The 20,919-nt window shown below is 73.8% G+C and carries 13 protein-coding genes and 1 pseudogene; 4 read left to right on the top strand and 10 right to left on the bottom strand.

The features are described from left to right. Positions 1-87: 87 nt before the first annotated feature. Complete coding sequence (locus G1H19_RS19365) at positions 88-2,253, top strand: hypothetical protein (RefSeq protein ID WP_163638861.1); 2,166 nt, start codon at positions 88-90, stop codon at positions 2,251-2,253. Between the two features lie 43 nt (positions 2,254-2,296). Here G1H19_RS19365 and G1H19_RS19360 read toward each other — a convergent pair whose 3' ends face one another. The 8 genes from G1H19_RS19360 to G1H19_RS19325 all read right to left on the bottom strand — a co-directional run bounded on the left by G1H19_RS19360 (position 2,297) and on the right by G1H19_RS19325 (position 13,776). Beyond that, positions 2,297-3,589, bottom strand: a complete 1,293-nt coding sequence (locus G1H19_RS19360; protein WP_162392392.1) for a TIGR02679 family protein — start codon at positions 3,587-3,589, stop codon at positions 2,297-2,299. Next, entirely contained in the window at positions 3,586-7,785 is a 4,200-nt protein-coding gene (locus G1H19_RS19355; RefSeq protein WP_152727269.1) for a TIGR02680 family protein, read from the bottom strand. Before G1H19_RS19355 ends, G1H19_RS19360 begins: the two co-directional genes overlap by 4 nt. Beyond that, positions 7,782-9,002: a TIGR02678 family protein gene (locus tag G1H19_RS19350; RefSeq protein WP_152727270.1), complete on the bottom strand. Its 1,221-nt coding sequence runs from the start codon at positions 9,000-9,002 to the stop codon at positions 7,782-7,784. The genes G1H19_RS19355 and G1H19_RS19350 overlap by 4 nt, the downstream gene beginning before the upstream one ends. After that, a complete protein-coding gene (locus G1H19_RS19345) occupies positions 8,999-10,579 on the bottom strand; it encodes a TIGR02677 family protein (RefSeq protein WP_202925786.1) in 1,581 nt (526 codons plus the stop codon). Before G1H19_RS19345 ends, G1H19_RS19350 begins: the two co-directional genes overlap by 4 nt. A gap of 151 nt (positions 10,580-10,730) precedes the next feature. Beyond that, the gene (locus G1H19_RS19340) at positions 10,731-10,973 is read right to left on the bottom strand and encodes a hypothetical protein (protein ID WP_152727272.1); all 243 of its coding nucleotides are present in this window, start codon (positions 10,971-10,973) and stop codon (positions 10,731-10,733) included. A gap of 54 nt (positions 10,974-11,027) precedes the next feature. Further along, positions 11,028-11,651, bottom strand: coding sequence for a helix-turn-helix domain-containing protein (locus G1H19_RS19335; RefSeq protein WP_152727273.1), 624 nt, complete (start codon positions 11,649-11,651; stop codon positions 11,028-11,030). Beyond that, positions 11,648-13,579: a TniB family NTP-binding protein gene (locus G1H19_RS19330; protein WP_152727274.1), complete on the bottom strand. Its 1,932-nt coding sequence runs from the start codon at positions 13,577-13,579 to the stop codon at positions 11,648-11,650. The genes G1H19_RS19335 and G1H19_RS19330 overlap by 4 nt, the downstream gene beginning before the upstream one ends. Beyond that, positions 13,579-13,776 (bottom strand): hypothetical protein, encoded by a 198-nt coding sequence (locus tag G1H19_RS19325; RefSeq protein ID WP_152727275.1) that lies wholly within the window; start codon positions 13,774-13,776, stop codon positions 13,579-13,581. The genes G1H19_RS19330 and G1H19_RS19325 overlap by 1 nt, the downstream gene beginning before the upstream one ends. A 549-nt stretch (positions 13,777-14,325) precedes the next feature. Here G1H19_RS19325 and G1H19_RS19320 point away from each other — a divergent pair. Further along, on the top strand, positions 14,326-17,586 hold the full coding sequence (locus tag G1H19_RS19320; RefSeq protein WP_152727276.1) for a DEAD/DEAH box helicase: 3,261 nt from the start codon (positions 14,326-14,328) through the stop codon (positions 17,584-17,586). A gap of 553 nt (positions 17,587-18,139) precedes the next feature. Here G1H19_RS19320 and G1H19_RS19315 read toward each other — a convergent pair. Beyond that, complete coding sequence (locus G1H19_RS19315) at positions 18,140-18,433, bottom strand: hypothetical protein (RefSeq protein ID WP_152727277.1); 294 nt, start codon at positions 18,431-18,433, stop codon at positions 18,140-18,142. Positions 18,434-18,991: 558 nt separating this feature from the next. Continuing rightward, positions 18,992-19,987: a LysR family transcriptional regulator gene (locus G1H19_RS19310; protein WP_202925785.1), complete on the bottom strand. Its 996-nt coding sequence runs from the start codon at positions 19,985-19,987 to the stop codon at positions 18,992-18,994. Between the two features lie 354 nt (positions 19,988-20,341). Here G1H19_RS19310 and G1H19_RS19305 point away from each other — a divergent pair. Together G1H19_RS19305 and G1H19_RS19300 are read left to right on the top strand one after the other, a co-directional pair. Then, positions 20,342-20,632, top strand: a pseudogene (locus tag G1H19_RS19305) (fumarylacetoacetate hydrolase family protein); the annotation flags it as partial. Beyond that, entirely contained in the window at positions 20,629-20,787 is a 159-nt protein-coding gene (locus tag G1H19_RS19300) for a hypothetical protein (protein WP_162392391.1), read from the top strand. The pseudogene G1H19_RS19305 and the gene G1H19_RS19300, both read left to right, overlap by 4 nt. Positions 20,788-20,919: the final 132 nt, after the last annotated feature.

The following is a 20,919-nucleotide window of genomic DNA, read 5'->3' as shown; positions in this document are numbered from 1 at the left end:
CCGGATTCGGTCAGCGCGACATTTCCCCGGCTAGTACGGCTTGTCCACCGGCCCGGTTCCTTCGAGGGGCTGGGCCGGTGGCGTGCCATGCCCAGGCGAAATAGAAAAGCGGGGAACTTCTTGCAGCCGACTCTCGAAGGGCTGCCTGCAGGGGATGCGGGTCAGGACGTCCTGGATGACGCCGCCGCTGCGCATGTCCTGCTGAATGGGACGCGCCACGCGACACGTCTGGACCTTCTGCTCTCGACGATCGTCGAGGTCCTGGCACGGGGTAGCCAGGAGACGGACGCTCTCGTGGCCGCGGTGCGGGCGGCCTGGCCGGCCGCCGACATCACGCGAGGCGACGTACTTGAGGCGCTGACCGTCGCTCAATCCGGTGACCAGCGTCTGGTGCACCGGGCGGACGGCCTCGTAGGGGAGGTCTGGCATCTTGACGATGCCGGCCGCGACGAGGCTGACGTCGCTCGGCAGTGGGTCGAGGGCATTCGTCGCCGCGCCCTCGTGGACATGTGCCGTCGGGCGCAGCGTGACTTCCGACCGTGCAGTGAGGCCGAGGCGCAGCTGTGGGTGGCTCGGCTTACCGCCGCCCTGGACGCCGGAATCCGCGCCGGCGAGCGAGCGTATGTCGGCGCCGTCGAGATGGGGTCGCCCACAGCGCTGAAGCCGGCAGCGGTGGACTCGTCCGCCATCTTCCGGGTCATCGACCGGGGCGCCGACGAGGACGTCGCGGAGTTCCTGCGGGCGGCCGCGCTCGCAGCTCTCGACCCGACGGACCCGTTCGGCGAGGAAGTCGTCACCACCCTCTCGACGTCCTCGCTGCTGCACGCCAACCTGGCGCGACTGGACGTGGCGCAGGAGCAGCGGCGCGTGGGCCTCCTTGACGGTCAGTCCGCCGTACTCGACACCCCGATCCTCGTACAGCTCCTGAGCGGTCAGGCGGTGCGCGGTCCGCTGGAGCAGATGGTGGACGCAGCCCGCGACGCGGGTGTCAATGTGCTCGTCCTACAGCACTACCTCGATGAGCTGAGCGGACTCGTGCAGGCCCGGCGCACGCAGGCGAGTGACCTCAAGGACATCCTCGATGACCCCGACCAGCGGTCAGCGTTCATCGCGCTCGCCGGCGAGGACTCCATGCTGGTCGCCTACGCACAGCTGCGCACGGAAGGGGTCGTCTCAAGCTGGAGCGACTTCGAGGCCTACACGACCGGGCTGGCTGAGCGTCTGCGGAACCGCGGCGTGACTGTGCGGCCACATGGGAACTCGGATTACGAACAGGTGGAAAGGTGCCGTGCAGCGCTGGCACAGGTCATCACGGACACCGGGGGTGGCCGCGGGGCGGAGGCCATCGGGCGGGATGCGCATACTCTGGCGATGGCCATGCGGCACCGACGCCGGTTCCGTCGGGAGAACAAGGGGACGGCGTGGCCAGGGTTGTTCGTGGTCACGCATGACCGCCGGCTCTCGCCCGCATACGAGGCCCTGAATCCGGAAGCCTGCGGAGTACCCCTCGCGGTCCCGCCCGGCACCCTCACCCTGCTGCTGGCCCGGATTCGTCCTGTTCCAGAGGCCGCTGCTCTGACGGCAGCGGCCAGCCGCATGATGACGCGCGACATCGCCGAGCGCGTCACCGTCCGCTACCCGCCTTCTGTGGCTGCCCAACTCGCGCGGTCGTTGGCCGGAGAGGGGGGTGCGACCGACGTGCGTGTCGCGCAGATGCCGAGCGTTGAGCGGGCGATGGAGAAGGCCACGGAGACGGCCGACGACATCCTGTCCGAGGTCCTGCGCCGACGCGCGGAGCGCATGCGGGAGGCAACGGCGCACGTCGGACGGCTCAACGACGACGAGCGAGCGGCGGTCGACGAACGACGCCTCGCAGCGGAACAGGAACGCGACCGGGCTCACGCAGCTTGGGACGAGGCAAGGTTGACCGCGGAGGCGGAGCAGAAGCGCGTCACGCAGCTGGAAGAGCAGCTCGCGGCGACCTTGACCGTCGAGCAAGTCGCGAGACTGCGCCGTCGTACAGGCATCCGGTCTGGCGCCATCGCCATCAACGTGGCCGTGGCTGTGTGGCTGTCCACGCAGGGGGAGTGGTTCCGGGCCGGGTTCGTCCTGCTGGCCGGGATGCTGCTGATCCTGCAGACGAGCGCGTGGGCGCGTGATCCCGACGTTCGACTCCGAGACGCCGTCGTCGGCATCACAGCGGACACGCTCTCCTTGCTCGTGGCCGCGAGCGCATGGGTTCCCAGCGCGTAAAGCCGCTGATCCGGTCCGTCCCGAATCGCCTTTCGCGCTGAGTTCACAGGAGGTCCTCGAGCAACGTGGGGAGCAGGGACTCCTCGTGCACAGCGGTGCCGGCCCTGCGCATCCGCGCGGCGAGGTCGGGTTCCCACGGCGTCGGCGCTGGCGGGCCGGACAGCTCCAGCCGGGACCCGGCCGGCAGCCGCTGCACGGCGTCGGCGTAGTCGTGCGCGGTCATCCGCCACGGCACGGCGCCACGCTCCAGCAGCCGCCCGGTGATGCGGATGCCCGGCCAGTCGAAGTCGCCGTGGTACGCGACGCGGGCGCCGTCGCCGAGCAGCCGGGCCAACAGCTGCAGCCCGGCCGAGGCCGGGTTTCCGGCGAAGCACACCAGTGGGCCGACCCGGCCGGCGCGGGCGGCGGCCTGCAGCACCTGCGGGTTCTCGCACGCGTGGACCGGTTGCCCCGCTGCGGCAAGCGGCTGCCCGGCCACCGCCCGGAGCTCCTGCACGGTCAGGTGGGTGACGAGCCCGAGGGCGGCCCGCTCCCGCATCATCGCCGCCCACCGGCCCTGGCCGGGCGGGCGCAGGCCCCAGACGAGGACCGTGCCGGACACCTGGTCGGTGGTGACGCCGAGCCGTTCCCACAGCGTGCGCCGCTCGGCGGCCGAGGACGGTGCCGGCTCCTCGGCGGCCGCCGCGGCCGCGCGCAGCACCAGGGCGGCGGCGACCCGGTCGTCGTCCAGCCCGTGCGCGTCGCCGGTGGCCTCCCCGGCGAGCTCGGCGAGCTCCCACCGCGGCTCGGGAATCGGGTCGCCGCCGTCGAGCACGCTGTCCGCGGCGACCTCGCGCAGCGCGGCGCCCGCGTGGTCGATCGCCTCGGCGGCGTCGTCGCCGGCCCGGGTCAGCAGGCCGGTGCGCCGCACTCCGTCCAGGAATGCCGGCAGCCAGCCCGCCTCGGCCAGGCCGGCGGCGCCCAGGCGCGCGTCCAGCAGCGCCCACAGGTGCGTCTGCGCGGCCTGCCGCTGCTCGCGGTCCGCGGCGCGGTCGGTGAGCGGGCCGTCCAGCGCGGTGAGCACGGAGATCAACCCGGCCGCAGCCGCGGAGCGGCGCAGGGCGTCGTCGAGGACGTCGAGCCGGATCTGGGCCCGGCCCGGCCGAACCGGCCGGCGCGGATCGCCGATCAGGCCGGACAGGCGGGTCGCCGCGTCGCCGTCCAGCTCGACAGTGACGGTCCCGCCGACGGTAAGCCGGTTGCTCTCCAACCGGCGGCGGACGGCGGACCACAGCGGCCGAAGCGACGGGTCCGCCAGGTAGGTGTGCAGCCGCTGCGGGAGCGCGGCGGTGGTCACGGGGCGACCCGCAGGTGCCGGGTGTGCCCGTCCCAGTGCACGTGGGTGGTGATCGCGGCGCTGCCCTCCCGACGGCGGACCTCGTAGACGTCCAGCGATGGCACTTGCGGGTAGGTGCCCCACAGGGCGTGCCCGGTCATCGCGAAGTCGATGTCCAGGCGAACCAGCAGTCCCATCAGGACGCCGATGGTGCGGTTGTCGACCTTCGCGAACGCGTCGTCGAGCACGATCAGCCGCAGCGCGCGGGTGACGTCGGGCAGGCCGGAGAGGTATGCGTCGATTGCGGCGAAGAGGGTCACGTAGGAGACGAACCGGGTCTCACCCTGGGACAGCTTCGACCGCCGGCTGATCGTCCGCTTCTGCCCCGGCGCGGGGCCGAGGATCAGCGGCTCGACCTCGTGCCACTTGCGGTAGTCCAGGGCCGCGGTCAGGTGGGTGGCGTATCCGGCGGTCGGGTCGTGCGACATGAAGTCCTCGACGCGGGCGGTGATCAGGGCGATCAGCTCGGCGTCCTGCTCGGGGCGGCGGACCTCCCCGGAGAGGGTGACCAGCTGTCGGATCCGGGCGAGCGGGTCGTCGTCGGCGACCGCGAGGTTCCAGTTGACGCGGACGCCGATGCCGTGCGACGTGCGGATGGTGTCGAGGCTGTCATTCATCGCGTCGATCAGCTCGCGGGCCTGCTTCAGCCGGTCCCGTAGCTCCTCGGCGACGCCACCGAGGACGAAGTCGGTGAACACCGTCCGTTCGCGCTCGGTCAGCGCGGTGCGGCCCTCGGTGGTGCGGCGCTGCAGCAGGTCGTGGCCGGAGGCGATGGTGTGCGTGCCGGTGGCGTCGACCAGGTCGAACAGCCAGACGCCCCCGACGTCGGTGGCGAACACGTCGAAGGTGCCCTGCAGGTCACGTTCGAGGTTCTGCTGCGCGCGGAGGATGGCGGTGGTGTCGACGTCGTCCCCGCGGCCGTTCACGGCTGACTCCAGCCGCCGGACGGCGGCGTCGACGTCGTCGGCGGCGATCGTGACGGGGTCGGCCGGGGGCAGGTCGGGCAGCGTCTGCCCGTCGGTGACGGCGGCGGCCAGACCACGCAGCGCGGTGATGGCCCGCAGCCGATCGACGGCGGCGGCCAGCGCGGCGCGGGCGGTCGCCGCCGACTCCTCGGCGTGCCGGACCCGCTCCTCCGCGGCCGATGCCTGGCGGCCGAGATCACCTTCGACGGTGACGGCGGCGCCGAGGGCGCTCTTCACCTGCTTGGCCTCGGTCTCGGCCTCCTGCAGCCGGGCGCGGATCGCGGTGGCCTCCGCCCCCACGCTGGCGCGCAGCGCGGCGACCTCCGCGTCGGCGGCGCGCCAGACACCCCACTCATTCTCGGCGCCTGCCTCCGCGGCGCGGCGCTTGCCGGTCGCCGTCGCGGCGAGGGTGAGCGCCGCGGCGTGCCGGTCCACTGCGGCGCCGAGCTCGGCCAGCCTGCCGGCGAGTCGGCCACACGCGCCGGCGGCGGCGGTGGCGTCACGGCGGATGGTCGCGAGCGCGTCGGTGTCGGTGGGCAGGCCGAACGCGCGGCAGGCCTCGACGTGCTGGGCGTGGGCGGCCGCCCACGCGTCGCGCAGCCGGGTTGCGGCCGTGCGGGCGGTCACGGCGGCCTGCTCGTCGCGGTCTGCTCGGGTGGCCGCGGTGACGGCGGCCGCGCGGGCCTGGGTGAGCGGTCCGCTGCGGGGTGCGGTGCGCAGGTGCGCGGTGAGCGCCTGCTCGCGCTCCCGCAGGGCGCCGCGTTCGGCGGCCCGGGCGGCGTCGGCCTCGTCGAGGCGGTCGACCTCGGCGGTGATCTCGGCCAGCCGGGCGGCGCGGGACGCGGCCCGCGCGGCGGCGCCGATGTGCCGGGCGGCGGCGGCCGGGTGGTGCCCGCGCAGCGGGCCGTTGCCCCAGGAGCCGTCGGTGCCGACCCACACCGGATGGGTGGCGTCGTCGAGGGCGATGCGTGCCAGCACGTCTGCGACGAGGGTGGGTTCGGCCGGAGACTCGGGGTCCGCGGTGAGCAGCTGGGACAGCGGCCGGGCGGCGCGGGGGCCGGCGGGGGCGAGCAGCACCTGCCCGGCGGCGGCGGCGGTCACGGTGCCGGTCGGCGACAGGTGCGCGGTGAGCAGGCCGGCGGCGTGCAGCGCCCCTTCGATCCCGCCCTTGTGGATGTCGGGCAGGTCGGGATCGGTGAAGTCCAGCGCCTGCCACAGGGGCATGCTGTCGTCCGGGGCGGCGGTCTGCCACGGCGGGCTCAGCGGCTCGGGGTCCCGCTCCGCGCGCAGCCCGCGGGCCTCGATGTCGAGGTCCGTCCGCCGCTGGTCGTCCTGCTCCTGGCGGCGGCGCAGGTCGGCGCGCTCGTCGGCCAGGCGCTCCCGGGCCGGTTCGGCGGCCTCGGCGGCGACCCGGTCGAGGTCGGTGAGGTCGATCGCGCCCCCGTCGCCGGTGAGCGCCTCGGCGTCGGCCAGCAGCGGCCCAGCGGCGGTGTCCGCCCAGCTCACGTCGCCGAGGAGAGTCGTGGTGGTGGCGTCGCCGGTCCACCGGCGCCACTCGGCGGCCAGCGTGGCCGCGACCGTGTCCCGGAGGTCGGCGGCGGTCGCCGCGTCGTCGGCGGAGATCTCCGCGGTTCGGTCGGCGGCCTCGGCGTTGTCCTCGGCACGTTCGACCTGGGTCAGCCGGCGCTGCAGGTCCTGGGCGGTCGCCAGGCGGGTGCCGGCCTGCCCCGCGCGGCGGTCGGCCGCCTGCTGGACCCGCCGGGCCGCCTCCGCCGCGGCACGCGGGTCGGTCGGGGTGACGGTGAGCCGGTGCGGGACTGGACGGGCTGCGGGCTGCGGGTCGGTGTCGACGTCGGTGCGAACCGGCTCGCTGAGCGGGGTGTCCTCACCGATCTGCGCCGCGGCCGCGGCCGGCAGGACGTCGGTGTCCATCCCGGAGGCCTGCAGGCCGGTCTGCGCCTCGCGCAGCGTCGTGGCGGCCCGGTCGGCGGCCTGGGCGACCTCGGTGGCCCGGCCGTCTGCCGCTTGAACCTGATGTGCCTCGTGCTCGCGGGCGGATCCGGCGGCGGTCAGCGCGCCGGCGGCGGCTGTGTGCAGCGCAGCCACCCGCCGTTCCACGTCGTCGAGCTGCGTGGCGTCCTTGTACTCCTGCGAGGTGCGGATACCCAGGATGGTGCCGTCCAGCTCGCGGTCGCGGGCGGTCAGCCGGGTCAGCTCGGCCGCCGCGGCGGCGTGCTCGCCGATGAGCTTCTCGTGAGTGCCGGTCTCGGTGCGGGCGTGCGCGGCGGCGGCCCGGGCGGAGCCGGCCGCCTCCCGCGCCGCACCACCGGCGGTGAGAAGTACCCCGGCGACGTAGCGCCGGTAGCTGTCGAGGAACCCGGCCAGGTGACCGGCGTCCTCCTCGAGGGCCTGCTGGGTGGCGCGGGTCTCCGACAGCGCGTCGAGCTGCTGGCCGGCGTTGCTCAGGGCGACGTCGGACAGCGGGGGCAGCGCGGCGGAGACGAGCTTCGGCAGTTCGCCGGCCTCGATGCGGTTGCCGACGTCGGGGTTGCGCAGCACGTGCAGCAGCTGCAGCAGGCCGGCGTACCGCTGCTTGCCGGCCTCGCCGGTGAGCCCGAACACGTCGGCGCGGACGCGGTCGCGGTGCGTCTCGGCCTTCTCGGTGATGCGCTCGGCGCCGACGAGCTCGGTGAGCCGCTCCCGGGACAGCGGCTCGCGGTCCTCCCCGAGCAGCGGCAGGTCGGCGCCGACCCGCAGCGGGGTGACGAAGTACCAGGCCTTCGCCTCGGCGGTGGCCTTCGAGAACCGGATGAACGCTCCGAGCGTCAGGTACTCGCGGCTGCCGTCGTCGGCCTCGCCTTCCAGTTCCAGCCACAGGTAGCCGACCCGGTTGGTCTGCTCCCCGGCGCCGTGGCTCATGAGGTCCTCGAGGCGGACCTTCTTCGCCCCGGTCGCGTCGATGTTCCGTCGATCAGCATCGAGCAGGAAAGGCAACAGCATCTCCAGGGCACGGCTCTTCCCGGCGCCGTTGGTGCCGCGCCAGATGACCCGGCCACCGGAGAAGGTGAACTGCTCGTCGTAGTAGAACCACACGTTGACGATGCCGCCGCGGTGCAGCCGCCACCGGCTGTCGTACCGCTTCAGCGGCGCCTGACCGAGGTCCTCGGCGGGCGTGGGCAGGGTGGCGGTCAAGGCGTCTCCGGGTCGAAGAGGGATACCTGGTCGGGGTCGCCGATGAGGCGGGTCTGCGCGCGGGTCCGGGGCGGTGTCTGCGAGACGGTGGGGCGGTGCCGGGCGGCAGCGGGGTGCAGCACCAGGCCGGCGTCGGTGCCGGTGGCGAGCCCGAACGCGGTGAGCGTGGCGACAACCTCGGCCTGCAGCCGGGCCGGGTCGGTGACGTACTCGGCGCCCCACGCCTTGCCATGCCGGGTGGACAGCCCGGTGATGACGTCCCCGACCTCCGGCCAGGGGCAGAGCACGCCAGGGACGGCGCGGCCCCCGACGTCGGCGGTGGACCCGGACTTCGGGGTGTGCCTGGCGAGCAGCTCGTCGACGGTGAGCAGCGCGGCCTGCCGCACCGTCGAGGCGCCGGGGAACTCCAGGTCGGTAACCTCGCTGTCGGGGTCGTAGGCGAGCGCGCCCTCGGCGCGGACCTCGAGCATCAGCCCGAACGTCTCGTCCAGGACGCGGGTGAGCTCGGTGCGCTCGCGGGAGAGCACGTCACGTTCGGCGTCGGTGAGGTCCTCGCGTCGGACCAGTGGGTTCTCCACCAGCTTGCGCCGCAGGCTGCGCCGGGGTTGTTCGACCACGTCAGGGGCGGCGCTGAGCAGGGCCATCGGGTCGTCGTAGGTCAGTGGGCGGGCGAGCAGGTGCGGCAGCATCTGCCGGTGGATAGTCAGCAGCGCCTCCTCGCGCCGTTCACTCCACTCGGCGACGCTGCCCGCGGTCTCCTCGAGCACGCCCCAGCCGATCAGCTGCCGGAACGCGGCCAGCAGGTGCCGCTGGTCGGCGTAGGAGTCGTCCAGGGTCACCTGCGCGGTGGCGGCGTCGGCCCGGACCTGCTCGACCAGGGCGGACACCAGGATCTGCTCGCCGGTCTGCGGGGCGAGCAGGGCCGCGGACAGCAGCGTCAGGTACACGTAGGTGCGGGGCGTGAACTCGCCGCCGGCGGTGCGCCGGGCGGGTCGGGTCGGCGCGTCGGCGGTCAGCGGGGTCTTGATCAGCCGGGCGAAGGCCGGCTCGACGTAGAGGGTGTAGCCCAGCCAGGTAGCGAACGTCGTCTTCAGTGCGGCCGCGTGCCGCCGCACCAGGGGCAGCGCGTCGCCGTCGGTGAGGAACGGGCTGTGCAGCAGCGCGCGGGCGGCGTCGCGGCGTTCGGTCACCTCGCGCGGGGGCTGCGGCGCGGTCATCGCGGGGTCTCCGTCCCGGTGCGCTGCTGCTGGTCCTCCAGCGGCGTGATGGTGAGCGTCAGGTCGTCGACGATCAGGTCGCCGTCTTCGGCGCTGATCCGGGTCGGCTGACCGGGGCTGGGGGTGGCGAGCAGGGTGAAGCCGAGGTCGGTGTCGGTCCACTCCAGCGGCTCGTCGGCGTCCTGACCGGCGGCGAACAGGTCGCCGAGCCGGTCGAGGACGAGGTCGCGGGCGGCCGGGTGGACGCGCCGGCCGTGCAGGGTGCCGGCTGCGATGAGTTCGGCGGCGGCCGCGGCGGCGTGCTCGGCCTCGGCGCGGGCCTGGGCGAGCAGCTCCTCCCGGTCGCCGGCGGTGTCGGGCACCCGGGAGGTCCGGCCGCGCGCGGCGCGGTCGCCGCGTTCGCGCAGCGAGACCGGCACCTCGACCGGCTCGGCCTCCCACCAGGACGTCGTCGCGCCGGCCCGCGGGCCGACCTCCTCGGGGCCGAGGACGAGGTGACGGGCGGGATAGGCGCCGTACGCGGCGGCGTAGAGCCGGTGCGCGGTATCGGTGTCGGCTTGGGCGAACCAGCCGGCGAGCTTGAGCAGGTCGTTGCGGCGGGACACGCCGGTGCCGGACGCCGACAGCATCCGCTTGGCGTTGGTCAGCAGCTGGCCGAGCGCCTGCTCGGCGGCGGTGCGCAGCTGCTGCGGGCCGGACCGGCCGGCGCGGCCGTCGTACCAGGCGGCGAACTCGTCCCAGTCGGCCCGGGTGCGGCCGGGCAGCCGCTCGCCGGCGGTGCCGTCGGCGTTGGTCATCGTCGGCAGGGCGTCCAGCGCGGCGAGCAGCGTGTCCAGGTGCGGGTCGAGCGCGGTCAGCCGGGTGGTGACCGCCGGGGCGTGCCGGGCGACGTCGGCGGTGATCAGGTCGACGTAGCCCAGCAGCAGGTCCTTGAACCCGGCGTACTCCTCGCCCACGAGGTCGTACCGGGCCAGGACCCCGTTGAGGTAGGCGTAGAAGTCGGTGGCGCTCTCGTTGAACAGCCGCTGCGCGGCGAACACGGCGGTGACCTCGGCGGCGAGGGCGTCGGCGTCAAGCGGCTCGGGTCCGGTGAGCATGGTCAGGGTGCGGTCGAGGTTGCCGACCATCCCGCCGAGCATCTCCCGGGCGACGTCGCGGACGCCGGTGGTGGCCCGGAGCAGTTCGTCGACCTGGCGGTGGACCCGGCCGCCGAGCTTGGACACCTGGTAGCGGGATCGGGAGTGCAGGAACTCGGCGACGGTCGCGACACGCGCGTCCCGCACGGACCGCACCAGGTTGCCCCACCCCTCCAGTGACCGGCAGCGTTCCTCGACATCGGCCTGCGGGACTGGGAGAGACCGGGCGGCGAGGGCCTCGGCGACTTCGGCGGCGGACAGGTCGGTCAGCAGCGTCTCGGTGAACAGCCGCATGATCGCGATGTACTGCTCGCGGATCTGCGGGTCGTCGGCGGTCGCGTACCGGTAGAGGTTGAGTCGGTCCAGTGCGTCGCCGGTGGAAGCCCCTTCGTCCGGGTGGCCGTCAGGGCCGTCGCCGCCCCCGGCTGCCTCGGTGTCCACGACATCCCTCGCATCCCGCATCGCTGCTTCTGCCCCAACCAGTTCCGGAGCGTCGGTGGGCGGGAGTGAACCACGCGCCACCGACAGATCAGCTTCAGTCGCGCGATGGCTCTCGCCGTCCTCACCGGGAGCCGGTCGGGCGAGCGCTGCGTCATCGCGGAGATGAGCCGCTTGGGTTGCGGCGTTCCACGTTCATCGACGCTGTCGAGCGCGCCGGTGGGCCGGCGAGACCGGGCGGGGTGCGGGTGTCCCAGATGGCCACTGCGAGGAAGCCCACCCCCTGCCCGATGAGCAAGGCCGCGGCGATGACCGGGCAACCCCAGGGCCAGGCGATGACCGCGGCGAGCAGCCACATGGTGCCGGCGATCAGCAGCCCGCTTAGGTCCAGGTGCACGGTTCCTCCCCGGGGAAGACGACAGCGGCAGAACCGCCAGGTAGCTCGTGCGCATCACGCGGTGGCCAGCGACGCGGCGACGTGTGGCGTCACGACGGGGCCGGCGCCGTGGTCGACGACGAGGCCCCGACGAAGCAGCGCGGGGAGCACGAACTGGCGGTCTGGGCCGGACAGGACACGGCGGACGTCCTCGCCGCGGTGGATGCGGCGCAGCAGCCGCGCCTCGGCGAGGGTGAGCGGCCGGTCGGCCGGGGCGGTCCTCGCGGTGTCGACCAGCGGCACCAGCCAGATCTCGTCGTGGCGCCGAGCGAGGGACATGCCGGCGGCGGCCAGGTGGGCGTCCAGCCCGGCGACAGCGTGGGTGGCGTCGTCGACCGTGGCGGCCAGCGCGCCGGCCAGGCGGGTGATGGTGGTGCGGCCGTGGGCCAGCAGCGCGGCGCCGACGGCCTGCACCAGGTCCTCGGGCGCGGCGGCAGTGCGAGTGCGGAGCAGGTCCTGCACCGGGACCGCGAGACAGCCGGCGAGATGGTCCAGCACGCGCAGGGGTAGGTCCCCGGCGTCGGCGCCGCCCTCGATCCGCTTGACGGTGAGCGGGTCGACGCCGGCCGCGGTGGCGAGGCGGCGCTGGGACAGGCCGCGGTCGGTGCGGATGCGGCGCAGCGCGTCGGGGTCGATCACGGCAAAGTCTCCACGGTGACGCCCAGGGCGCGCAGGGTGCCCTCGGTGTGGTCGCGAGTGCGTTCGGCGCGGCGGCCGTGGACGTGGACCCCGAGGTCGGTGGCGGCCTCGGTGAGCGCCTTCGCCAGCGCCTTCGGGCTGTAGGGGAGCAGCGGGTCGGCGGGGCCGGCGCCGGCGGCGAGACGGAGCTGCCGCTGCGCGAGCACGGCGCGGGCGGTGTGTGGGCCGACGGTAGTGCGCTCGCCGGCGACATCGACCGCGGAGCCGTCGTCGGCGGCGTCGGCGAGGCGGACGGCGCCCATGTCGGTGAGGTCGCGGCCGGCCCGGGTGAGGGCGACGGTGATCGTCCGGTGCGGCTGGCGGTAGGCGGCCAGCGCGGCGTCGGCCTCGGCGGTGGGGATGCGGGGGCGTTCCTCGCTGTGCAGCAGCCGCGGGAAGTCTATCTTGACGTAGAGGTCGTGGTGCCAGGCGGCGGTCTGCAGGGCTCGCAGTTCGACGGTGAGCTGGGCGTCGCCGGGGACGGGGTTGAGCAGCCGGTGCAGCAGGTCGGCGACGGTGGCCCGTGTTGCGCCGGCGTGGCGCAGAGCGGCGTCGCAGCGGGCTGCGGTGGTGGTGAAGTGCGCGTCGACGCGGGTGGCGTCCTCCGCGGGCAGCGTCTGCCGGCAGGCGTGACGGAAGGTCGTGAACTCCTCGGCGGGGACCGCGGGCAGCTCGACCTGCTCTGCCACCGGGGCCTGCGGTGCGTCGGCCGGCGAGGGGACGTCCGTCAGCTGGGCGTCGGTGGCGCCGCGGCGGGTCAGCGCGCGAACGAACGCGTCCTTCCGCGGCGGCCGGTGCACCACCCACAGTCGGGCGCCGACGTCACCGGCGAAGGTGATCAAGCCGCGCAGGATCACCGGGTGCAGCCGCTGGCCGTCGGTGACCACGAGGTCGGTGATGCCGTGTGCGGTCGTCCAGGCGACGGCGTGGCGGACGTCGTCCTGCTCGTTGCGGCCCTTGCCGGCCAGGTCGCGGCGCTTGCCGAGGGCGGCGAGCAGGTCACCGGCGAGCACGTGCAGGCGGCGCAGGTCGGGTCGGGCCTCGACCCACAGGGCCCCGGTGACCAGTGGCGGGTGGGCCGGGATGGTCACCGGGGCGCCCGTGACGTCGACGCTGACGAGGGCGGGGGACACGGTCACTTGCGCTTGGCCAGGAGGGTGGCGGGCATGGTGGCGGTTACCGCGCTCGCGAAGGTGGTCGAGCACGGGCGGCTCGCGGCCGGCCGCGAGGAGGCGGTCGCGCAGGTGGAGGGCGTGCTGCAGGTAGCGCGCCCAGCGACCGAGGACGCCGCGGCAGAGCTGGGTGTCGATCTTGGCCAGCACGATGGTGTCCGCGCCGGCGAACAGGTCGTGCATATATCGCACCGCGCGCAGCAGGTCGTCGTCCTTGAGCGGGGTGACCTCGACGGTGGCGCAGACGGCCTCCCACAGTAGTGGGTCCTTGCCGATCGCCTTCGCAGCCTGCGGGCCGCCGACGAGGATGCAGACGGCGTGCTGCCCGGGCCGGCCGTGCAGCCACTCCAGCTGCCCGGCGGCCTCGGCGGTGAGCCGCTCGGTGTGCTCGACGACGACGATCCGCGGCTGGTCGGCCAGGACCTCGACCAGGTCGTCCTGCAGGTTGCGCTCGGGGAGATCGTCCGGGGCTATGACCTGGTCGTGCAGCAGCGACAGCAGCTTGCGGCCGCTCTCGTTGCCGGCCAGGGTCGGCCGGGCGACCGGCAGCTCCTGACCGGCGAGCCAGGAGTTCAGCGCGGTGCGCTTGCCGGTGCCGTGCGGACCGTGGATCAGGGCGATCTCGTGGCGGGGGACGACGAGGGCGGCCATGTCCTCGATGCGCCCGGTGGCGGGGGTGCGGACGATGCGGGCCTCGTCCAGGCCGGCGAGGGGCATCAGAAGGCCCTCATCTGCGCGAGGCCCTCGTCGTCGACGTCGTCCTTCTTGCCGAACAGGGCCTCCAGGGCCTGGGCCCCGCCGGCGAACAGGTCGTCGCTGGGGTCGACGACGTGACGCTTGCCGTCCTTGTCCTTCGTCAGCTTGGCGCTGTTCGGGTGCTTCTTGCCGCGCATGGAGGAGCTCTTCGGCGACATCGGTGACGTACTGCTCTGCCTTGACCTGCCGGTTGTGGCCGGCGGCGCGGCGCAGCTGGTGCCAGTCGATGGGGACGAACCGGGCAGGCTCGTCGAGGTAGGAAGGGCGCACGTTCCGCTCCCTGCAGTTCCGCGCGGTGGCGCGGGCCCGCGGGACGTCCCCAGCGGGCGGGTCGCGCTCCCCGGGACCGGCCTCCGATCCAGCGGCGCGAACCGGTGGGGTTGCTGCCGCGAAGGCGTCCATCGGGACGCGAGGGTGCGCTGGTCCCGCACGAGGCGGGGGCGGTGGTGCGTGCAGCAGAAACGTACTTGGGGGTGCCGCCCGGGGCCTGGCTCAGCCACGCCCGTGGAGCGCCACCCCGACTCCTGGAGTAGGTGCAGGGGCGGCGTGGTCGTCGACGTTCCCGGGTCCGTTGGGCCTGGGCGTAGCCGCTTCGTATGCTCTCGTGCGTGCGCTTCCACCCGCCGGGCCGCTGGCTTTGATCTCGGGTGGCCGCAGTCCGCTGAGTTTGCGGGGCCCGCGGTCACCCCCGAATCGCAGGAGCGCACATGCCTCGCACGCTCTCCGTCAGCCTGGCCGACCTGCTCGCGTCGCTAACCCGCTCCTCCACGCACGACGTCGGCCGCCAGGGCGAGGACGTTGCCCGGTACGCGCTGTGGCGTAGCCCCGCCACGCGCGACGGGCTGCGCACCGTGCAGCGGTGGGCCGATTGGGTCCGCGAGTACAACATCGACCACCCCGATGCCCCGGAGAACGGGGTCGACCTGGGCGTCGACTTGGTCGCCACCTACCTCGACGGCCGCTGCACCGCGGTCCAGGTGAAGCTCCGGACCGGCGGCTCGCCGGTCGGCGTGGGCTGGGAGGAGCTGGCGACGTTCGCGGCGAAGTCGGCCGCCGGGCCGTTCACCGACCGGCTGCTCATCCTGCTCGGGGACGCAGTTCTCACCCGCCACGCCCGCACGGAGCTCGCCCGGCAGAGCATGCTCAAGCCCTTCGTGACCTGGGCCGCCGCCGAGATCGAGATGCACGCGGGGGACCGGTGGCCCGCCGACCACGCCGGCGTGCTGGTCGCACTCGCCGACACGCCGGACCGGCTCGAGCCCCGCGCGCTGCACGAGTACCAGTGGGAGGCCGTGCGGCACGTCCAGACGCTGCTGGCCGGCGGCGCCCACCGCGCCCAGCTGCTGATGGCCTGCGGCACCGGCAAGACGATCACCACGCACGGCATCGCGCTCGCCCTCCCGGCCGGCCGGCTGCTCGTACTCGCCCCGACCCTGTCGCTGCTGCGCCAGCTGATCGCCGAGTACCGCCGGCAGTACGGCGGCCTGATGGCCGCGATTGCGGTCTGCTCGGACGCCACCGTCGGAACCCCAGTGCCCGGCGAGGACCTCGACGAGCCGACCGTGAGCGCTGCGGACCTCGGCGTGCCCACCATGACAGAGCCGGCCGCGATCGCGACCTTCATGAACATGCCGGACGGCGACCGGCCGCGGGCCGTGTTCGCCACGTACCAGTCCTCCCCGCGCATCGCCGCCGCCCAGCGGCTCACCGACGCCGCCTTCGACCTCGTCGTCGCCGACGAGGCCCACTACCTCGCCGGCCGCCCTTCACCTGCCTTCGCCACCGTGCTGGACGGTGAGCGGATCCGGGCCGACCTGCGGCTGTTCGCGACCGCCACGCCGCGGCTGGTCGCCCCGCACCTGCGCGCGTCCGACCCCGACGAGTGGGCCTCGATGGACGACCCGGCGGTGTTCGGCCCAGTCGCCTACCGACTGACGTTCGGCGCCGCGATGGCGGCCGGTCTGCTATCGGACTATCGGCTGGTCGTGCTGGGCGCCGACGAGAAGGCCGCAGCCGCAATCAACCACCGGGCGCTCGTCGACGCCGAGATCACCACCGACGCGCGCACCCTCGCCGCCGCACTCGCCGTACTGCGCCTGGCTCGCGACCACGGTCGGCGGCGCATCGTCACCTTCCACTCCCGGGTGGCCGGCGCCCGCACCTTCACCCGGCTGCTCGACACGCACCGATCCTGGGCGCCGCCCGAGCTGCACGTCGACCTCGCAGCAGAGACCGTCACCGGCGAGCAACCGGCCGACGTGCGGGCCGCCGCACTGGCCCGGCTGGAGCGTGCCGGGCGGCCCGGTCAGCCGGCCGTCCGGATCGTCTCCAACGCGCGCTGCCTGACCGCGGGCGTCGACGTGCCGGCACTCGACGCGGTCGTCTTCGTCGACCCCCGCCGCTCCCGGATCGACGTGGTCCAGGCGGTCGGGCGGGTGCTGCGCCGCGCAGACGGGAAGGACCTCGGCTACGTCGTCGTCCCGGTCCCGGTCACTCAGGACGACGACGAGCAGACCGCCGTCACGGACAACGGCTACGCGCCGGTGTGGGACGTGATGGCAGCCCTCGCCGACCACGACGACGTGCTGGCCGACCAGATCGAGCAGGCGCGCCGTGCGCTGGGGCGGAGCGGCCGCATCGGTCGGAGGGGCAGCGGTCGCATCGTCGTCGACGTTCCCGGCGCCGACGCGGCTGCCCTGGCTGACCGGATCTGGCTGCAGGCGGTGCAGCGGATCGGCTCCGGCTGGGCGTACGGGCTGGGGATCCTCGAGGCCTTCGTAGCCCGTAAGGGCCACGCCCGGGTCCCCAGCAAGTTCAAGACCGACGACGGCTACCCCCTGGGCACCTGGGTGGAGAACCGTCGCCGGGAGCGTCGCGACGGCCGGCTGACCGCCGAGCGGATCGCGGTGCTGGACGCCCTGGACTTCGCCTGGGAGCCGCTCGCCGACGACGTCGCCCGCGCGCTGGCCGCGCTCGAGGCCTACGTGGCCGAGCACGGCGACGCCCGCGTGCCGCAGGGGCACCAGACCGCCGACCGCTTCCCCCTCGGCCGCTGGCTGAGCCACCGACGACGGTTCTACAAGGAGGGCATCCTCCCCGAGGAGCAGATCCGGGCGCTGGAGTCGCTGGGCTTCGAGTGGGACCCCGTCGCCGCGGACTTCGCCCGAGGGCTCATCGCGCTGAAGTCGTTCAAGGCGGAGAAGGGCCACACCCGGGTGCCGCGGGGGTGCCAGATCGACGGATTCGCCCTGGGCACATGGGTCAACAACCGCCGCAGCGACCGCCGCGAGCGCCGACTGTCCGCCGAGCAGATCGCCGCGCTCGACGCGCTCGGGTTCATCTGGGAGCCGACGGCGGAGGACTTCGCCCGCGGGCTAGCCGCGCTCGAGGCGTACGTGGACGAGCACGGCGACGCCCGGGTGCCCCAGACGCATCGGACCCCCGACGGGTTCGCCCTCGGCAGATGGGTGCACCTGCACCGGCAGAACCGCAGGCAGAGCAAGCTGACCGACGGGCAGATCGCCGCGCTCGACGCGCTCGGGTTCGTGTCGGATGCCCTGGCCGACTACTTCGGCCGCGGGCTCGCCGCGCTCGAGGCCTATCCCGCCCAGGACGGCCACCGGCACGTACCGACCGGGTACCGGACTCCCGACGGCTTCGATCTGGGCGGCTGGGCAAACCGGCTCCGGTCCGAGCGCAAGAACAGCGGCCTGCCCCAGGAGCGGATCGCCCGTCTCGACGCGCTGGGCTTCGTCTGGGAGCCGCTGACGATCCAGTTCGCCCGCGGGCTGGCTGCGCTGAGGGCGTACGTCGACGAGCACGGCCACGGCCGAGTACCCAGGGCATACCGCGCGAGCGACGGGTTCCGCCTCGGCGAATGGGTCAACAGTCGGCGCTACGAGCGCAGGAGGGACAAGTTGAGCCCGGAGCAGATCGCCCGCCTCGAGGCCGCGGGGATGGACTGGTAGTCGACCGTCCCGGACTCCGAAATCGGTCAAGATCATTGTCTGGATTGGGCGAAGGGAAAGCTGGATCCGTGACAACGCAACGGCGACGTGGACGGTGTGAGCCATGCGTAGGGCGACGGTGGTTGGACAGCTGTCGCTGTTCGACGTCGACGAGGCCGACCGGCCCACGTTCGCGTCCCCGGCCAGCGACGGCGGGTAAGCGGTGGACAGGGATCCGGGGGCGACTGCGCAGCGCGGTGGCGGCCGAACGGTGCGGGTCGTCGCGGCAGGCATCGGGCCGGTGGACGACTCAACCGAGGAGCCGACCCATGAACACCCCCCCGCCGGGTCGCCGTCGGTGGACCGCGGGGCTACAGGATCAGCCCCTGGGTGGCACGGTCGACTCCAGCGCCCGCACGACGACCCTGCGGGACATCGCCTCGGAGGCTTTGTTGGCGTCCTTCAGCCAGCTGACGGTGGCGGCCGCACATCTCACAGCTCGTCGGCGGTGCCCGCCCAGCAGTGCCGCCAGCCGGCGTCGGCGGCGCCCGTCAGGCATTGGCGTCGGTGGCGGTCAGAACACCTTGCTCATCGGGAGGTCGACGGCCACGCGCAGCGGCCGCTCCGGCTCGCGGATCAGCCGCACAGCGGGAGATTCCGCGTTTGCGACGGGAAGAACTCCCGGGGCCGTACCGTTGTACCAGGTGCCGTCCCTGGATGCGCCGGCGTTCACAGCGCTACACAGACGACGCCGCATGGCGTGGCAGTCCAGCATGGGCGACGCGGGGGGTTCGATTCCTCCCGACGGCACGATGCCACAGGTCAGCGTAAAGCCGGCGCGGTCCACCGTCAGCAGGAACTCTCGCACGCGCGGGTCTCCGCAAGCCGACCTTGGCACCGCCGATGGACAGCGCGTCCGTGCTGACTGCTAACAGGCGATCGGCCGGATCGGCGCATCAGCGACAGCTCCACGGCAGGCCCGCACCGAATCCGGTGCGGGCCTGCCGCCGAGTGCGGGGCATTTCGTAACCGTTGGATGGACATTGGATAGCCGTTGACAGCTGATGGCGAGGCTCGCCGGGATGTCAGCGTGGTGCTCGCCTGACGTCCCGGCGGGCGTGCTGGGACGTCGGCCACCCTGCCGCTGAGATCACGTACCGAACGCGCCCTCCCCGGACGGACTCGGTACGCCGCCGTACCCGCCACTGCCACCTGCACCACGGAGTCGCCCCGGCCGCTCAGCGTGGCCGGGGCGATCCCCGGTGCCCGCACCGACCCGTGAGGTGCCCGGTCCCTGCCCTCGCCGCAACCGATGGCGCAGCAGCCCGGTGCGGCGGCCGGGCCGGTCCGTGGGGGAGCGGCGCGGGTCGCCGGCGCGCGCCGTTCCGGCTTCCGTCCCCCAGGCGTGCCTGCCCGACCGGACCTCTCAGCCGGTGATGGCCTGATCGAGCCGGGCCGCGGCCCGCTGCAGCACGCCGCGGAACCACCGGCTGCCCGGGTCGTCGGTGGCGCCCGGGTGCCAGCGCAGGCTCACGGCGAGGTCACCGACCTCCACCGGGCTGGGCAGCACGCGGACGGGGGCCGTGGCGGCGCACCGCTGGGCGAGGCGCTCCTGCAGGAAGGCGATGCGGTTGCTGCCGGCCACGAGGAACGGCACCGCGAGGAACCCCTCGGTGACGACCTCGACGTGCGGTTCGATGCCCAGCGCGCGCAGCTGCCGCAGGGCCGGCGTCCCGCCCGGGTCGAGCCGGCTGTACTGGGCGGCCCATGGGAGGACGGCGAGGTGGTCGATGCGGAGCTCGTCGCCGACGGCGGTGTTGGACTGCGCGACGATGCACACCCACCGGTCCCGGAGGAGGACGTTGCCGGGGTAGCCATGGATCATCTCGTGGGGCATCACCACCCCGTCGGCCTGGCGCAGGGTGGCGTCCATGTCGAGCAGGGCGGTGGTGGTCAGCGGGCGCAGGTCCAGGCCGACGCCCGGGGCCTCCTCGGCCATGATCCGGTTGAGCTCCTCGCCGAGCACCGCGGGCACGTAGTCGGAGGCGACGAGGACGAAGTCGCGGGTGCTGCTGGCCGGGTCGAAGTCCTGACCGAACAACCGCTCCAGTGCCTGTACGGCGACGTCCAACCGGTCGAGCAGGCTCGCCGCCAGCGGCGTCAGCTCGTAGCCGCGACCCACCCGGACCAGCAACTGGTCGCCGAAGCGCCGACGCAGCCGTGCCAGCACGGCGCTGGCCGCGGGCTGGCTCATGCCCATCGACTCACCGGCCCGGGTCACGTTGCGCTCGTGGAGCCGGGCGTGCAGCACCGGCAGGGAGACGAGGTCCTGGCTGCGCAGGGCGAGGCTGGTCGACCGCGGCACACCGGACGACGGCTGGGCCCCACCGGTGCGGTGGCCCGCGGACGTGGACTCGGTCACGAGGAGCTCCCTTGTTCGGCGGTCGACGACGCTGGCATAACGGCCGCCCATCCTTGCCATACCGAACTGGCCATTCCGGCAGTGGTCCCGGCCACACCACTCTGGACCCCGAGTTCGCGGTGGTCGCCCGTCCAGCGATGACGCCGGACACGCCGCGACGAGAGGGACGTGAATGGCCTCCGTCGTCCAGGTGCCGTGCACGCCGCACGACCCCCCGCTGCCCGGATCTATCCTGACCAGGAAGGCCGCCCGGGCGGCCGGCCCGTTCCCGCACGAACGGGAGCTGTTCGGCATCGGCGGTCACGACACCGCGCGTGAGGGCGATGTGGCGCGGCACCTGCTGCGGCCGGGCATCGGACCACGCTCACGGTCGACGGGCAGGTGATGCAGGACCGGCCGACCGACGGCATGGTCTTCGACCCCGCACAGTTGGTCAGCTACGCCTCCGAGCGGGTCGACCTCCCCCCGGGGGACGTCGTCTTCCTCCGCTCCCCGCCCGGCAGCGGCAAGCACCACGGTCGCCTCCTGCCCGACGGCGACGTCATCGACAGCCAGATCACCGACCTCGGCCGCCAGGGCAACCGCTGCACCGCCGAGGACCTGCAGGGGCTGGAGCCGCGCGTCGGCCACTGGACCAACACGTGAGCCGCACCGTCGACGTCCACGCGCGCGCCCTGCTCCCGGACGCAGGAGCACCGCTGGCGGAGTTCGACGTCCCGGCGCTCGCGGAGTCCAGGGCCCGCGCCCAGGGGCTCCGCGCGCTCGTGGTCGTCCACCCGTGCGGTTGCAGCCCCGGGTGAGCGGCCAGCCGACCCGCACCTGGTCGACACCGTGGGCGACCCGCCGGAGACCGCCGTCGCACCGTCCCGGCTGATCTCCTCCGGACTGCTGGGCGTCACCGATTTCCCCCACCACCCTGCACCGCCGCAGAA

This window comes from Goekera deserti, from assembly GCF_010685995.1.
Taxonomy (GTDB): domain Bacteria; phylum Actinomycetota; class Actinomycetes; order Mycobacteriales; family Geodermatophilaceae; genus Goekera; species Goekera deserti.
Note: the sequence above shows the minus strand (reverse complement) of the source record. Positions and strands in the feature narration are given on the sequence as shown.